The sequence below is a fragment of the Acerihabitans arboris genome (assembly GCF_010131535.1).
Classification (GTDB): domain Bacteria; phylum Pseudomonadota; class Gammaproteobacteria; order Enterobacterales; family Enterobacteriaceae; genus Acerihabitans; species Acerihabitans arboris.
Genome location: NZ_WUBS01000005.1, coordinates 135,894 through 151,286, shown reverse-complemented (window position 1 = coordinate 151,286; position 15,393 = coordinate 135,894). Strand labels below are relative to the sequence as shown.

15 protein-coding genes and 1 riboswitch are annotated in these 15,393 nt (G+C 61.5%); of the genes, 3 read left to right on the top strand and 12 right to left on the bottom strand.

The window, feature by feature from the left end; translation table 11 throughout:
• Nucleotides 1–181 precede the first annotated feature (181 nt).
• The 7 genes from tcyN to moaA all read right to left on the bottom strand — a co-directional run bounded on the left by tcyN (nucleotide 182) and on the right by moaA (nucleotide 5,165).
• Complete coding sequence (tcyN, locus tag GRH90_RS08630) at nucleotides 182–937, bottom strand: L-cystine ABC transporter ATP-binding protein TcyN (RefSeq protein ID WP_162365539.1); 756 nt, start codon at nucleotides 935–937, stop codon at nucleotides 182–184.
• Between the two features lie 32 nt (nucleotides 938–969).
• Entirely contained in the window at nucleotides 970–1,959 is a 990-nt protein-coding gene (locus GRH90_RS08625) for a D-cysteine desulfhydrase (RefSeq protein ID WP_162365538.1), read from the bottom strand.
• A gap of 185 nt (nucleotides 1,960–2,144) precedes the next feature.
• Nucleotides 2,145–2,855, bottom strand: coding sequence for a Bax inhibitor-1/YccA family protein (locus GRH90_RS08620; RefSeq protein ID WP_162365537.1), 711 nt, complete (start codon nucleotides 2,853–2,855; stop codon nucleotides 2,145–2,147).
• A gap of 127 nt (nucleotides 2,856–2,982) precedes the next feature.
• Nucleotides 2,983–3,444 carry a molybdopterin synthase catalytic subunit MoaE gene (gene moaE, locus GRH90_RS08615; protein ID WP_162365536.1) on the bottom strand — a complete coding sequence of 154 codons (462 nt, stop codon included), beginning with the start codon at nucleotides 3,442–3,444 and terminating at the stop codon, nucleotides 2,983–2,985.
• A gap of 1 nt (nucleotide 3,445) precedes the next feature.
• Nucleotides 3,446–3,691 (bottom strand): molybdopterin synthase sulfur carrier subunit, encoded by a 246-nt coding sequence (gene moaD, locus GRH90_RS08610; protein ID WP_162365535.1) that lies wholly within the window; start codon nucleotides 3,689–3,691, stop codon nucleotides 3,446–3,448.
• A complete protein-coding gene (moaC, locus tag GRH90_RS08605) occupies nucleotides 3,688–4,170 on the bottom strand; it encodes a cyclic pyranopterin monophosphate synthase MoaC (protein WP_162365534.1) in 483 nt (160 codons plus the stop codon). The genes moaD and moaC overlap by 4 nt, the downstream gene beginning before the upstream one ends.
• 8 nt (nucleotides 4,171–4,178) lie before the next feature.
• Nucleotides 4,179–5,165: a GTP 3',8-cyclase MoaA gene (gene moaA / locus GRH90_RS08600; protein WP_162365533.1), complete on the bottom strand. Its 987-nt coding sequence runs from the start codon at nucleotides 5,163–5,165 to the stop codon at nucleotides 4,179–4,181.
• Nucleotides 5,157–5,297, bottom strand: a riboswitch (molybdenum cofactor riboswitch). It overlaps the preceding gene by 9 nt.
• 345 nt (nucleotides 5,298–5,642) lie before the next feature.
• On the opposite strand from moaA, the gene yvcK reads away from it, so the two are divergent.
• Nucleotides 5,643–6,554 (top strand): uridine diphosphate-N-acetylglucosamine-binding protein YvcK, encoded by a 912-nt coding sequence (gene yvcK / locus GRH90_RS08595; RefSeq protein WP_162365532.1) that lies wholly within the window; start codon nucleotides 5,643–5,645, stop codon nucleotides 6,552–6,554.
• Between the two features lie 13 nt (nucleotides 6,555–6,567).
• Here the strand turns inward: yvcK and uvrB are convergent, their stop codons facing one another.
• Entirely contained in the window at nucleotides 6,568–8,577 is a 2,010-nt protein-coding gene (gene uvrB, locus GRH90_RS08590; RefSeq protein WP_162365531.1) for an excinuclease ABC subunit UvrB, read from the bottom strand.
• A gap of 895 nt (nucleotides 8,578–9,472) precedes the next feature.
• Here uvrB and GRH90_RS08585 point away from each other — a divergent pair.
• Nucleotides 9,473–10,186 carry an ATP-binding cassette domain-containing protein gene (locus GRH90_RS08585; RefSeq protein ID WP_162365530.1) on the top strand — a complete coding sequence of 238 codons (714 nt, stop codon included), beginning with the start codon at nucleotides 9,473–9,475 and terminating at the stop codon, nucleotides 10,184–10,186.
• Between the two features lie 137 nt (nucleotides 10,187–10,323).
• Here the strand turns inward: GRH90_RS08585 and bioD are convergent, their stop codons facing one another.
• The 4 genes from bioD to bioB are packed head-to-tail and all read right to left on the bottom strand — an operon-like array spanning nucleotide 10,324 to nucleotide 13,980.
• On the bottom strand, nucleotides 10,324–11,043 hold the full coding sequence (gene bioD / locus GRH90_RS08580; protein WP_162365529.1) for a dethiobiotin synthase: 720 nt from the start codon (nucleotides 11,041–11,043) through the stop codon (nucleotides 10,324–10,326).
• 3 nt (nucleotides 11,044–11,046) lie between these two features.
• Nucleotides 11,047–11,799 carry a malonyl-ACP O-methyltransferase BioC gene (bioC, locus tag GRH90_RS08575; protein ID WP_376766067.1) on the bottom strand — a complete coding sequence of 251 codons (753 nt, stop codon included), beginning with the start codon at nucleotides 11,797–11,799 and terminating at the stop codon, nucleotides 11,047–11,049.
• Nucleotides 11,786–12,943 (bottom strand): 8-amino-7-oxononanoate synthase, encoded by a 1,158-nt coding sequence (bioF, locus tag GRH90_RS08570; RefSeq protein ID WP_162365527.1) that lies wholly within the window; start codon nucleotides 12,941–12,943, stop codon nucleotides 11,786–11,788. The genes bioC and bioF overlap by 14 nt, the downstream gene beginning before the upstream one ends.
• Entirely contained in the window at nucleotides 12,943–13,980 is a 1,038-nt protein-coding gene (gene bioB, locus GRH90_RS08565) for a biotin synthase BioB (protein WP_162365526.1), read from the bottom strand. The genes bioF and bioB overlap by 1 nt, the downstream gene beginning before the upstream one ends.
• A 103-nt stretch (nucleotides 13,981–14,083) precedes the next feature.
• Between bioB and bioA the strand changes: the two genes are divergently transcribed.
• Nucleotides 14,084–15,370 carry an adenosylmethionine--8-amino-7-oxononanoate transaminase gene (gene bioA, locus GRH90_RS08560; RefSeq protein ID WP_162365525.1) on the top strand — a complete coding sequence of 429 codons (1,287 nt, stop codon included), beginning with the start codon at nucleotides 14,084–14,086 and terminating at the stop codon, nucleotides 15,368–15,370.
• The last annotated feature ends 23 nt before the right edge of the window (nucleotides 15,371–15,393 follow it).

Below are 15,393 nucleotides of genomic sequence, written 5' to 3'. Positions count from 1 at the left end.
GGGATAATCAGATGGGAGGCAAAGCCTTACCATGGTGAACGGACAAAAACTATTGAACGGATTGTAGCAAATTTACCGGCAAAATGGGATGGGTATCAGGTAAATAACTGTAATCTGCCCTGCCCTACCCACCCCACGGGTGGGTTTTGTTGCTGAAAAGAAAGGGAAAACGTCATAATCGTCAATGGGTATTAAGGAACTTATCCAGGAATTGTTTGGTGCGCTCATGCTGCGGATGGGCAAAAATCGCCTTGGCCGCTCCCCGTTCGGTGATAATTCCGTTGTCCATGAATATCGCCCGATCGGCCACGTCGCGGGCAAAACTCATTTCATGGGTCACGATCACCATGGTGCGTTTCTCATCCGCCAGCGCGCGAATGGTGCTGAGCACCTCGCCCACCAGCTCCGGGTCCAGCGCCGAGGTGGGCTCGTCGAACAGGATCACCTCGGGACGCATCGCCAGCGCGCGCGCAATGGCCACCCGCTGCTGCTGGCCGCCGGAGAGACGTTTGGGATAAGCGTCTTCCTTGCCGCTGAGCCCGACCTTGGCCAGCAGTTCCCGCGCGCGCTCGATAGCCTCGGCGCGCGGTTCACCCTTGACGATGACCGGCCCTTCGATAATGTTTTCCAATACCGATCGGTGGGGAAATAAATTGAAGCTCTGGAAGACAAAACCCACCTGCTGGCGCAGCGCGCGGATTTGCCGCTTTTGCGCGCTGAGCGGCCTGGAACCGTCAATGATAATCGACCCCACCTGGATAGTGCCGCTGTCGGGCTCCTCGAGCAGATTGATGCTGCGCAGCAACGTGGTCTTGCCGGAGCCGCTGGGGCCGACAATCGCCAGCACGTCGCCGGTATTCACCGACAGATCGATGCCGTTAAGCACCCGTTGCCCGTTGAAGGTCTTGACCAGCTGCTTCACTTCAATCGTACTCATCCAGACTCCAGATTGCGTCAACGCGTTTAAATTTATACGCTGGGGTGATAGGCAAACAATGCCGGCGCGCCGCCGGTATGGACAAATATCACCGGCGCCGGGCCGACGCGTTTTTGTTCAATCCCGTCGATAAGCCCGGCCATCGCCTTGCCGGTATAGACCGGATCGAGCAGGACGCCTTCCAGCCGGGCCAGGAGCCTGATGGCGTCCTGGCCTTCGTCGTTCGGCGCGCCGTATCCCGGCGCAAAATAGTCATCCCACAGCTGGATGGACGCCAGCGGCGGGGTAAACCCGAGCGCCTCGGCCAACTGCCGCTGCAGTCCCACGACCTTCGGCCGCTGCTGGTCCGCGGTCCGGGAGACCGTGACGCCGATAAGCTGGGTTTCGGGCATCAGCGCCTGCAGGCCCAGCGCCAGGCCGGCATGGGTGCCGCCGCTGCCGGAGGCGGTGACAATATAGCCTGGGGCCAGTTGGCCGGCGCACTGATGGGCAATCTCCAGCGCGCAGCCGACATACCCGAGCGCGCCCAGCGTGTTGGATCCGCCTACCGGCACGACATAGGGGCGAAAGCCCTGCGCTTCCAGACGTTCGGCAATATCGCCAAGCTGCCGGTCGGGGTCGTCGAGGGCGGCGCACAGGATGATCTCGACGTCGAACAGATCGAGCAGCAGGCGGTTGCCGTTGGCGAGGTAATTTTCAGCTGAGGTGCCGATGGGGTTTTCCAGCAGCGCCACGCAGCGCAGGCCGAGCTTCGCCGCCACCGCCGCCGTTTGCCGTACGTGATTGGATTGGATCGCCCCGGCGGTGACCAGCGTATCCGCCCCCCGGCGCAGGGCGTCGGCGGCGAGGAACTCCAGCTTGCGCAATTTATTGCCGCCCATGGCCAAGGGCGTGATGTCGTCGCGTTTGATGTAAATTTCCTGTCCCAGATAGTCGGAGAGGCGCGGCAGGTATTCGAGCGGCGTGGGCGGACCGATAAGGTCCAGGCGGTGATAGTTGGCAAGCTGTAGCGATAAATCCATTTGCGGTCTCCCGTTGACTAACAGGCCGGGGTTAACATTTGATGTTATCGGGCCTGGGATGCCATGGGGCGCGCCAGCGGGCAGAAAAACCATGCCCGCGTCGACCCATGGCACGCTCTCCCTTTAACACGCCCGGTTAGGGTCCAGTGTTGGCTGGCCTGGCGTGCCGTGGGGCGGCGTCGGCGTTACCGGCGGTTGCCGAAAATACGCAGCAGCATCAGGAACAGGTTGATAAAATCAAGATACAGGGTCAGCGCGCCGACAATGGAATATTTACGAAACTGATCCTTGTCGTCCATGGAAAGCTGGGAGCCCATATTTTTCAGTTTCTGGGTGTCGTAGGCGGTCAGGCCGACAAACACCAGCACGCCGATATAGGTCACCGCCCACATCAGCGCGGTGCTTTTCAGCCAGATATTGACCACCGACGCCAGCACGATACCAATCAGCGCCATAAACAACATGCTGCCGAAACCGCTTAAATCACGCTTGGTGGTGTAGCCGTAGATGGACATCGCCCCGAACATGCCGCCCGCCACCACGAAGGTGCCGGCGATGGACGAGGCGGTGTAGAGGATGAAAATACTCGCCAGCGTCAGCCCGGTCAGGGCGGAGTAGAGCATAAACAGCCCGGTGGCCACCGTGCCGCTCAGGCGGTTAACCATGCCGGAGATCACGAAGACCAGCGCCAGCTGGGCGATAATCAGGCCAAAGAACGTGATCTGGCTGGAAAAGACCAGGTTCAGCACCGCCGGGGTACGGGCGGCGAACCAGGAGACAAAGGCGGTTAATAATAATCCGCACGTCATCCACCCATACACCTGGGCCATAAAAGGCTGGATGCCGGCATCAGCGCGTTCAACTATTGAACCCTGGGAACGGGGAAATCGGTCCATGACTGTCACCTTTAACGTAGACGGAAAACACAGGCCGTGGATCCGGCCCACCTGAAAAACAGCATACCACAAAAACCGGAGTCCGAATCAAAGGCCGGCGGTAAAATCACGCGCGCCGTTGCCCTGTTCAGGAGACCTGCCAGCGCTCCGCGGCCCGGCGATCGCTCTCGCGGGCATCCACCCAGCGACTGCCCTGGGGGGTGGTTTCATGCTTCCAGAACGGCGCGCGGGTCTTCAGGTAATCCATAATGAATTCGGCGGCCCCGAAGGCCGCGCCGCGATGGGCGCCGCTGACGCCGACCAGCACGATCTGCTCGCCGGCCGCCAGCGCGCCGACCCGGTGGATAACGGTCACGCGCCCCAGCGGGAAACGCTGCCGGGCCTGGACGACAATATCCGCCAGGGCCTTTTCGGTCATGCCGGGATAATGCTCCAGGGTCAGGGTACTGACCTCGTCGCCGAGATTACGGTTGCGCACCTTGCCGGTAAAGGTGACCACCGCGCCGTCGTCGTGACAGGCCGCCAGCCAGGCATATTCACGCACCATATCAAAGGGCTGCGGGCCGACATAAATACGGGTGTCGTCCATATCAGCCCCCGGTCACCGGCGGGAAAAACGCCACTTCATCACCGCTGGCCAGCGGATGGTCCGCCGGCACCAGCGCCTGGTTCACCGCCGACAGCAGGGTGCCGGGTTCCAGCGCCCGCGACCAGCGGCCGCCGCGTCCGGCCAGCGACTGGCGCAGGGCCTCGACGTTGTCGTACCCGGCGTCAAGCGTCAGGCGCTCGACGCCCACCAGTTCCCGCACCTGGGCAAAAAACAGTACGGTAATCATAATGCCTCCACCTTGAAATCACCGGATTTGCCGCCGCTTTTAGCCAGCAGCCGGACCGGCCCGATAACCATATCCTTCTGTACCGCCTTGCACATATCGTAGATGGTCAGCGCCGCCACCGAGGCGGCGGTCAGGGCTTCCATCTCCACGCCGGTCTTGCCGGTCAGGCGGCAGAGAGTGTCGATACGCACCCGGTGCCGGTCGATTTCCGCCGTCAGATGCACCTCGACCTTGCTGAGCGCCAGCGGATGGCACAGCGGGATCAGTTCCCAGGTCCGCTTGGCGGCCTGGATACCCGCGATGCGGGCGGTGGCGAACACGTCGCCCTTATGATGCTGGCCGTCCACGATCATGGCCAGGGTTGCCGGCGCCATGGTGACAAAGGCTTCGGCGCGGGCTTCGCGCAGCGTCTCGGCCTTGGCGGAAACATCCACCATGTGGGCTTCGCCGCTGGCATTGATATGTGTAAGGGATGACATAAATTTCCTTAACCGCCGATAAACGACAGATTACGCGTGCTGCCGGTATTCCCCTCGTGCAGGAAATGGGTTTGCTTTTTAAGCCGCAACCCGCCTGAAATGCGTTCTTTCAATAACTCCAGCGCCCGGTCCTCGCCCAGCAGATCGCGCAGCGGGATACCGTCCTCGCCAAACAGGCACAGATGAAGATTGCCGGTGGCGGACACCCGCAGCCGGTTGCAGCTGGCGCAAAAATCCTTGGCATAGGGCATGATAAGGCCGATCTCGCCCTGGTAATCCGGATGGCGGAACACCAGCGCCGGGCCGTCGCTGCGGCCCCGCGGCTGCAGTTGCCAACCCATGGGGATCAGCTGCCGGCGAATGGTGTCGCCGGAGATATGGCGGGTGCGGAATAAATCGCCGCCGTCGCCGGTTTCCATCAGTTCGATAAACCGCAGTTGGATGGGACGGGTTTTGATCCAGGCGAGAAAGCTGTGCAGATGGATATCGTTGACGTTGCGCATCAGCACGGTATTGACTTTTACCTTGCTGAAGCCGGCGGTAAACGCGGCGTCGATGCCGGCCATCACCTGGCGGAACTTGTCCTGGCCGGTGATAAGCTGGAACTGGCGCGGATCAAGGCTATCGACGCTGACATTCAGCGCCGTCAGCCCGGCGTCGCGCCAGCCGGCAATATCGCGCTCCAGCCGGTAACCGTTAGTGGTCACCGCCAGGGTACGAATTTGCCGATGGGAACGCACGGCGGCGATGATATCGACAAAATCACGTCTTAGCGAAGGCTCGCCGCCGGTCAGGCGCACCTTCTCCGTGCCCAGTTCGGCGAAAGCATGGGTAACGCGCCGGATTTCATCCAGCGACAGGAAACTTTTATTGCTATTGCCGTTGGGCCGGTAGCCGTCGGGCAAACAATAGGTACAGCGAAAGTTACAGACGTCCGTGACAGACAGGCGCAAATAATAAAACTTGCGCGCAAACGCATCGATAAGCTGTGGCACCGTTAAACACCTTTCCAAATACGGGAGATGCGGACATTTCTATCCTGCACCCTGGTGGCTGTCGCCACGGCCAGAACACCCTATCGCTCGCAAAAGCCACTTAGGCGTAAAGGCTAGGAGTTGGCTTTCCCGACGCCGTCATCAGCGCGGTAAAACCTGGTCGAAAATTATTCTAGCCCTAATTGATGCTTGGCGCTATGACCACCAAGAGAAATTTCGCTATATAAACAAATATATAGCGTTGATATCATTCACATTTGCCGCCGGATTGAGCCAGGCAAGCTCATATAGTGCGAGCCATAATCCGAATCCGGCGCCGGCATTTCGCTTTTGCCGCGCCATCGGCTATGGTTAGCATGACAAGGGACCCGGCGCGGAAAAGGCAAGGTTCCCGCCGGCCCTGCCGCGATCCGGCGCAGCGTGCAAGCGCGCGCGGGGCGCGCCCAGGCGCTTTATCAGGTAGTTTAAAGGAGATTTATGCGTAATCGCACCCTGGCGGATCTCGATCGGGTAGTGGCGCTCGGCGGCGGGCACGGACTGGGCAGGGTGATGTCCTCCCTCTCCTCGCTGGGCTCGCGCCTGACCGGTATCGTCACCACCACCGACAACGGCGGTTCCACCGGCCGTATTCGCCAGTCGGAGGGCGGCATCGCCTGGGGCGACACCCGCAACTGCCTGAACCAGCTGATTTCAGAGCCCAGCATTGCCGCCGCGATGTTTGAATACCGTTTTAACGGCCAGGGTGAACTGGCCGGCCATAACCTGGGCAACCTGATGCTCAAAGCGCTGGATAACCTCAGCGTGCGCCCGCTGGAAGCCATCAACCTGATCCGCAATATGCTTAAGGTGGACGCCCTGCTGATCCCCATGTCGGAACAGGCGGTGGATCTGCAGGCGGTCACCGGCGCGGGTGAAACCATCAATGGCGAGATGGCGGTGGACCGGCTGGCCGAAATCCCCGCCAGCCTGCGGCTGATCCCCAACGTCGCCGCCACCCGCGAGGCATTGCAGGCCATCGCGGCGGCGGATCTTATCCTGATAGGCCCGGGCAGTTTCCTCACCAGCCTGATGCCGCTGCTGTTGCTGCCCGATTTGGCCCAGGCCATGCGCAGGACCCAGGCTCCCATCGTTTTTATCGATAACCTGGGGCGGGAGCTAAGCCTGGCGGCGGCCAATATGAGCCTGGCGCAAAAAATCGCGATGATGGAGCAGGCCATCGGCCGGCGGCAGATGATCGACGCGCTGGTGATAGGCCCGGCCATCAACGCCGGCGATATCCAGGATCGGATCCTGATCCAGCAACCGCTGGCCGCGGCCGATATACCGCATCATCACGACCGGCTGCTGCTGCGCGCGGCGCTGGACAGCGCCCTGCAGGCGCTCGGCTGAACGCCGGCGCGCCTCACGAGATGGCGATAAAATGCTCGCGCAGCGCGTGGATTTCGTCGCGCACGCTGGCCGCCTGCTCGAACTCCAGGTTTTGCGCATGGGCCTGCATCTTCGCTTCCAGCTCGCTGATTTTTTTATCCACCGCCTTGGGCGTCATATCGCCATAATGGGCGGCCGCTTCCATCGCCTTGCGTTTTTTCTGCTTGGCGTGGGCCGGCGACTGGCCCAGCTCCATGATATCCGCCACCGACTTATTCAACGCCTGGGGGATAATGCCGTGCTCCTGGTTGTAGGCGTGCTGCTTGACGCGCCGCCGTTCGGTCTCGTCGATAGCGCGGGCCATGGACGGGGTGATTTTATCGCCATAGAGAATAGCCTTGCCGTTGAGGTTACGCGCGGCGCGGCCGATGGTCTGGATTAGCGACCGCTCGGAGCGCAGGAAACCTTCTTTGTCGGCATCCAGGATGGCGACCAGCGACACTTCCGGCATATCCAGTCCCTCGCGCAGCAGGTTGATGCCCACCAGCACATCAAATTCACCCAAGCGCAAATCGCGGATGATCTCAACACGCTCCACGGTTTCGATATCCGAGTGCAGGTAGCGTACGCGCTCGCCGTGCTCCTCGAGGTATTCGGTTAAATCTTCCGCCATGCGTTTGGTCAGCGTCGTGACCAGCACCCGCTCGTTGATCAGCACCCGTTTGCGGATCTCCGATAACAGATCGTCCACCTGGGTGGTGACCGGGCGCACTTCTATCAGCGGATCGAGCAACCCGGTCGGCCGGACCAGCTGATCGACCACCTCGCCGCCGCACATTTCCAGTTCATATTTGCCCGGCGTCGCCGATACGTAGATAGTCTGCGGCGCCAGCGCGGCGAACTCCTCGAACTTCATCGGCCGGTTGTCCAGCGCGGAGGGCAGCCGGAAGCCATACTCCACCAGGGTTTCCTTGCGGGCGCGGTCGCCGCGGTACATGCCGCCGATCTGCGGTATGGTGACATGGGATTCATCGACGATTAACAGCCCGTCGGCCGGCAGGTAATCGAACAGGGTCGGCGGCGGCTCGCCGGGCCCGCGCCCGGAAAGAAAGCGCGAGTAGTTTTCTATGCCCGAGCAGTACCCCAGCTCATTCATCATTTCCAGGTCAAACTGCGTGCGCTGCGACAGGCGCTGTTCTTCCAGCAGCTTGTTGTTCTCCAGCAGGTTCTTGCGGCGATCCGCCAGTTCGACCTTGATGTCTTCCATGGCCTGCAGCAGGCGTTCACGCGGCGTAACATAGTGGGTCTTCGGATAGATGGTATAACGGGGAACCACCTGATCCACCTGGCCGGTCAGCGGATCGAACAGCGACAGGCGCTCGACCTCGTCATCAAACAGCTCGACCCGCAGCGCGATTTCGTCGGATTCGGCCGGGAAAATATCGATAACCTCGCCGCGCACCCGGAAGGTGCCGCGCTGGAAGGCCTGGTCGTTGCGGGTGTACTGCAATTCGGACAGACGACGCAGGATCGAACGCTGATCGATGATCATGCCGCGCGTCAGGTGCAGCATCATCTTCAGGTAGGCGTCCGGATCGCCCAGGCCGTAGATGGCGGACACCGACGCCACCACGATGACGTCGCGCCGCTCCAGCAGGGCCTTGGTGGCCGATAACCGCATCTGCTCGATATGTTCGTTTACCGAGGCGTCCTTCTCGATAAAGGTATCCGAACTGGGAACATAGGCTTCCGGCTGGTAATAGTCGTAATACGAGACAAAATATTCAACCGCGTTATCCGGGAAAAAGGCCTTCATTTCGCCATACAGCTGCGCCGCCAGCGTCTTGTTGGGCGCCAGCACCATGGTGGGCCGGTTCAGGTCGGCAATGACATTGGCCACGGTAAAGGTTTTACCCGAACCGGTCACCCCCAGCAGCGTTTGATGGGCCAGGCCGTCCAGCAATCCCTCTTCCAGACGACGTATCGCCTCCGGCTGGTCGCCGGACGGCTTGAAGCTTGATTGCAGTTTAAACGCTTTACTCATATCTAGTGGGCTACCTGCTGAGGAACATGTTTGAGTATGGAAACAGGGCGGCGATTTTACCAGCACGGGAGCACTGGATACAAAACCAGTATTATAATACGCTTTCCGGTAACGGGTGCAAGTACGCCTGACGTGCCAGCGGGCTAAATGCGATCCGGCAGGATCCTACAATAGATGATTTTATTACAAATCGTTATGAAATTAATAAACGTGAACCTAAAGATGCAATTTGACACATTGGTGATACCAATCCTATAAATTCGCTTGATTTTAATTAACCGTTTGTATTTATAACATTTAAAAAAAACGTGGAGAATACAGGCAAATCTCCATGAAGCCGCGCCCGCTCTCGTTTAACCGGGCTTTTCTAAACCTAATGCACACGGTTATCCACAGGAATAGTGGATAAGTCTTACCGCCCCGCTAAGGGCGTGAGTTCCGCAAAGCTGACATTGATGACAGACAAATGACAAATCGGGGTTTTTTTAGCTATTTTTCATCTGCCGCCAGGCTTTTTTTATAGCTTAAATGACTAACCGATCGGCAGCTAAATAAACACTGCCCGCAGCGGAAAATAGCTAATAACGCACCGGTATAGTGCCTGTTTAGCCAGGTGTTGCCGATATGCACCATGAAAACCTTACCCGGCACCGGCAATGTGCAACACTCCGCAGTTTGTTTGGAAAATACCCAACCGCGGTTTGTCATTATGCTGGCGCTTCATGGGAATGACAGTTCATCCTGTCATCCGGCGCCGCTGCCCCAAGATTGGCCTGATAGTTGCTTAGCTCATTGTAGCCAAAGTCATTGCCTGACGGCTAGCCGTTAGCCATTTCCGGCAGCGCCACGCGGATCGTGAATGTGAAATGACGTTAAAGTGGGAGGATGGATTCTTATGTTGCGTTTACAAGCGGTGAATCAGTTTTTTGGGCCTAAACATATCTTGCGGGATATCAGTATGGAGCTGCCGCCCGGCCAGTGTACCTATGTGTTGGGGCGTAACGGGGTCGGCAAGACAACCCTGGTAAACTGTATCATGGGTCATCTGCCGGTCTCAAGCGGCACCGTCACCTGGCGGCCGGCCGGCGGGGCGGAGGAGCTGAATTTGCTCCAGCACCCGGTGGAGCAGCGCGCGGCGCTGGGCATCGGTTACGTCCCGCAGGGCCGTCAGGTCTTTTCACAGCTGAGCGTGGATGAGAACCTGCGGGTCGCCCTGCTGGCGGGCCGCAATAAAACCCGTCAGGTCCCCTCGATGGTCTATGAACTGTTCCCGGGGCTGCATAACATGCGCCATCAGCGCGCCGGGGATTTAACGGAAAGCGGGCAGCAGCAGTTGGCCATCGCCCGCGCGCTGGTGCTGGAGCCGGAACTGCTGATCCTGGATGAGCCTACCGGCGGCTTCCAGCCCTCGGTGGTGAAGGAAATCGGCCACAATATACGCCGGCTGCAGCGGGATTTCGGTCTGACGCTGCTGGTGGTCGAACAGCAACTGCCCTTTACCCCGTCGGCGGGCGATCGTTTTTGTTTATTGGAAGGCGGATGCAACGTCGCGCAGGGTACGCTGGATCAACTGGATGACAGCCTTATCCAAACCTATCTTGCCGTATAAAAGACCCATGAACGAACATAAGACACCGGTTTATGCCTCATTTCACAGCAAAACATTTCCCATGCTTACCTGATACCCGGGGCGTTTGGTTGTTTTAACGCCCCGGCATTACCTGCCATCGCCGCCCCTACTTTTCTTTACCCGTCGCCGTTAACCCCGTCCCCCCAGCCAATCGCGCGCGCTAAAGGACCCAGATCGATATAATGCGCCAGCGTCGCCGTGCCCGGATCCGCCAGCCAGGGTATTTCACCCAGCAGCGGCGCCCCCAGCCGTTGGCGCAGCGCCGCCAGGTAATCGCCGCGCCGGTGCGGTTCGGGGGAAAGATCGTTGGCTATCCATCCGGCCAGGGGCAGGCCGGCCTGGCGGATAGCCAGCGCGGTCAACAACGCATGGTTGATACAGCCCAGCTTCAGCCCGACCACCAGGATCACCGGCAGGCGTTCGCCGGCCACCCATTGGTCAAAGCCCAGGGTGTCGCCGAGAGGCGTAAACCAGCCCCCCGCGCCTTCGATAAACACCCACTGCGCCTGCCGCGCCAGCACCGCCAACCCCCGCGACATAACGGCCGGATCAATATGGCGCCCCTCGTCGCGGCAGGCGATATGAGGCGACGTCGCCGCCAGGAAGGCCAGCGGATTGACCTGCTCATAGGATACCCCGACGCCGCTGCTGGCGATCAGCGCCAGCGCATCGTCGTTGCGCGCGCCGGCCAGGGTCCGGCGGCAACCGGCGGCCACCGGTTTATAGCCCACCGCGCGCCAACCGGCGAGTTTGGCCGCCTGCAATAAGGCGCAGGTCGCCAGGGTTTTACCGATATCGGTATCGGTGCCGGTAATAAAAAAATGTTGTTTCGCCATCGGTTAGTCCCGGTAGATCAAGCCATAGATCAGTTGATAACTGAGCGGCAGCCCCGCCGCCTGCCGTTGCCATGCCGCATCCAGGCGCGCAAGGCGTTGCCGCCCGGTCAGCCCTGGGGTGCGTCCGCTGCGCAGGTAGCCGGCGCCCACGCCTTTCAGGCCGTGCAGTAATGCCGACAGATGCGGGTAATGTAGGGTATGGCGTGCCGCCGCCAGCCGGTGCCGGTAAGGCGCAAACGCCAGGTCAATCGTCCCGGGCGTCAGGAAGCGGTTGATATGCACCGCCTGGTCCACCTGCGACCAGGCCCGCTGCAATTCCCCAAGCGACCCCTCGGCGAGCGTGGAGAGGGCAATCAGGCCGCCTGGACGGGTGATGCGATAAAACTCAGCCAGCGCCCGGGGCAAATCGTCGCACCACTGCACCGCCAGATTGGAAAAGCAGATATCCACGCTGGCGTCCGCCAGCGGCAACCGCTCGATATCGCCGGTCAGGTAGGCCGAGGCCGATTGGTTGCGCCGCGCCTCGTCAAGCATGGCGGGCGAGAGATCCAACGCCACTACAAGGCTGCCTTCCTGCTGCCAGCGGCGGCTGAACCAGCCGGTGCCGCAGCCGGCATCCAGCAGGCAGCGGCCCGGCTGCGGTCCCAGCAGTTCCATCAGGCGATCGCCGCTGTCCCGCTGCAGTCCGGCGTGGCGTTCGTAGTCCGCCGCCGCGCGGCCGAAGGCGCGGGCGATGCCCGCTTTATGCATATCCATGTGCATGATCCAGCGCCTCCAGCAACGCGTCGATATCCGCCTCATGGTGCGCGGCGGTAAGGGTGATGCGCAGCCGGGCGCCGCCCGGCGGCACCGTCGGCGGGCGGATGGCGGTAAGCCAGCAGCCTTGTTCGCGCAAGCGTTCGCCAAGGCGCAGCGCCAATGCGTTGTCCCCCACCAGCAGCGGCTGAATGGCGGTGCCCGACTGGCCGAGCGGGTAGCCCAGCTCCGCGGCGCCATGGCGAAACCGGGCAATATTGCGCCGCAGGCGGGCGCGCAGTTCATCACCGGCGACAATCGCGTCCAGTGACGCGTTGATGGCGCAGACCTGGGCCGGTGGCAGGGCGGTGCTGTAGATCAGATGACGGGCAAACTGCAGCAAATATTCCGCCACCGGCCGCGCGCACAATACCGCCGCGCCGCCTACGCCAACCGCTTTGCCAAAGGTCACCACCAGCAGTTCCGGATGGCAGCCCTGCTGCCAGGCGCTGCCCCTGCCCTGCTCGCCGATCGCGCCGAAGCCATGGGCATCATCCACCAGCAGCCAGCCGCCGGCGTCGCGTATCGCCTGGTGCAGGGAAGGTAAGGGCGCGGCGTCGCCGTCCATGCTGAATACGCCCTCGGTGACGGCCAGCCGGCCGCCCGCGCACGCGGTTTGCGCCAGCCGCGCCAGGGAGGCGGCATCGTTGTGGTGAAAACGGCGCAGCTGCGCCGGCGAGTGCGCCGCCGCTTCCAGCAGCGAGGCATGGCTGAGTTTGTCCGCCAGGATCTGATCGCCCGCGCCTGCCAGCGCCGCGATCGCGCCCTGGTTGGCGGCATAGCCGGACGTAAACAGCAGCGCGCGCTCGTAGCCCAGCCAATCGGCCAGCCGCTGCTCCAGCGCCTGGTGGCACGCGCTGTGGCCGGTAACGTGGCCGGAGCCGCCGGAGCCGACGCCGTGGCGCGCCGCGCCCTGCTGCCACGCGGCAACGATGCGCGGGTCGCGGGCCAGGCCCAGGTAATCGTTGCTGGAAAAATTCAGGTAGCGGCGCCCCTGGTATTCCAGCAGGCGATGGTTGCCGTCGGTAATGGCACGGCGCTGCCGGTAGGCATCGGCCCCTTGCCGCTCACGCAGGCCCAGGTCAATCTTTTGCGCCCAGTCCATCAGCGCGCCGCGTTGTAGAATTGCGCGGTATCGGCCGTCAGCAGTTCCCCGGCCAACTGTTGCTGGCGCTGGACGTCCCCGGCGTCGGTATGATGATGCTGCGGATTCAGGCCCAGCTTGCGGAACAGCGCCAGATCCTGGTCCTCCCCGGGGTTGGGCGTGGTCAGCAGCTTACAGCCGTAGAAGATGGAATTGGCGCCCGCCATAAAACACATCGCCTGGGTTTGCTCGCTCATCTGTTCGCGCCCGGCGGACAGACGCACATGGGAACGGGGCATCATGATGCGCGCCGCCGCGATGGTGCGGACAAAATCGAACGGATCGACCTCGTCATTGGCCGCCAGCGGCGTGCCCTTGACCTTGACCAGCATATTGATCGGCACGCTCTCCGGCGGCTCCGGCAGGTTGGCCAGTTGCACCAGCAGGCCGGCGCGATCGGCGATGGTCTCGCCCAGGCCGACGATGCCGCCCGAACAGACCTTGATGCCCGCCCCGCGCACCTTGCCCAGGGTGTCGAGGCGCTCCTGGTAGGTGCGGGTGGTGATAATCGAGCCGTAGAATTCCGGCGACGTATCCAGGTTATGATTGTAGAAATCCAGCCCGGCCGCGGCCAGCCGCTGCGCCTGGGTTTCACTCAGCATGCCCAGGGTCATGCAGGTTTCCATGCCCATCGCCTTGACGCCCTGCACCATTTGCTCCAGGTAGGGCATATCGCGGTCGCGGGGGTTTTTCCAGGCCGCCCCCATGCAAAAACGGGTCGAGCCGGCCGCCTTGGCTTTCTGCGCCGAAGTAAGCACCTGCTCCACCTGCATCAGTTGCTCGGCGGCAAGCCCGGTATTGTAACGGGCGCTTTGCGGGCAATATTTGCAATCCTCGGGACAGGCGCCGGTTTTAATCGACAGCAGCGTACTGACCTGGATCTGGTGGGGATCGAAATGTTGGCGGTGGATGGTCTGCGCTTCAAACATTAGATCCATAAAGGGTTTGTCAAACAGAGCCTGGGCCTGCCGCAATGTCCAGTGCGGGTTATGTTGCATGGTATTATCGTCTCGCGTAACGGATACAAAATAGTTTCGCCAGTGTAAGTCAAGCCGCTATACTGTCAACCAAATATTGTCATGCATGGTTTACAACTCGTTTATGAATCCAACCGATCTCGCTTTCGACCAGCGCCATATCTGGCATCCCTATACCTCAATGACCCAGCCGCTGCCGGTGTATCCCGTGGTCGCGGCGGCCGGCTGTGAACTGGAACTGGCCGACGGCCGCCGGCTAGTGGACGGCATGTCCTCCTGGTGGGCGGCGATCCACGGCTACAACCATCCGGCCATCAACCAGGCGGTGGGCTCGCAGCTCCTGCAGATGTCCCATGTGATGTTCGGCGGCATTACCCACCCGCAGGCCATTGCGCTTTGTCGCCGCCTGGTCGCCATGACGCCGGCGCCGCTCGAATGCGTTTTCCTGGCGGATTCGGGCTCGGTGGCGGTGGAAGTGGCGATTAAGATGGCGCTGCAATACTGGCAGACGCGCGGGGAGCCGCGCAAACGCCTGCTGACGCTACGCCAGGGTTATCACGGCGACACCTTCGGCGCCATGTCGGTATGCGATCCGCACACCTCCATGCACCGGCTGTACCAGGGTTACCTGCCGGAACATGATTTTGTCGCGGCGCCGCAGTGCCGTTTTGACGAAGCGTGGCGGGAAGAGGATATCGGTGAACTGGCCGCGAGGCTGGCCGCCGGGGAACCGCCGGCGGCGGTGATCCTGGAACCCATCGTGCAGGGGGCGGGCGGCATGCGTTTTTATCATCCCACCTACCTGCGGCGGGTGCGTGAATTATGCGATCGCCACGATACCCTGCTGATCGCCGATGAAATCGCCACCGGTTTCGGCCGCACCGGCAAACTGTTCGCCTGCGGGCATGCCGGCATCGCGCCGGATATCATGTGCCTGGGCAAAGCCCTGACCGGTGGTTACCTGACCCTGTCCGCCACCCTGGCCACCCGCGAGGTGGCCGACGCCATCAGCAACGGCGAGGCCGGCTGTTTTATGCACGGCCCGACCTTTATGGCCAATCCCCTGGCGTGCGCCGCCGCCAACGCCAGCCTGGCGCTGCTGGAACAGGGCGACTGGCGGGCGCAGGTGGCGGCGATTGAGCAACAGCTGCGCGCGGGACTGCTGCCGCTGCGGGCGCATCCGCAGGTCGCTGACGCGCGGGTGTTGGGCGCCATCGGCGTGATTGAAACCCGCTCGCCGGTCAATATGGCGGCGCTGCAACGTTTTTTTGTTGAACGTGGGGTGTGGATCCGCCCGTTTGGCCGCTTAATTTATCTGATGCCGCCTTATATTATTCAACCACCACAGCTGGCGCTGCTGATGCGCGCCCTTGCCGCGTCACTGGACCAGCCTGGTCATTTTGCCGCCTGAGACGCCGTGACGGCGGCGGCGCC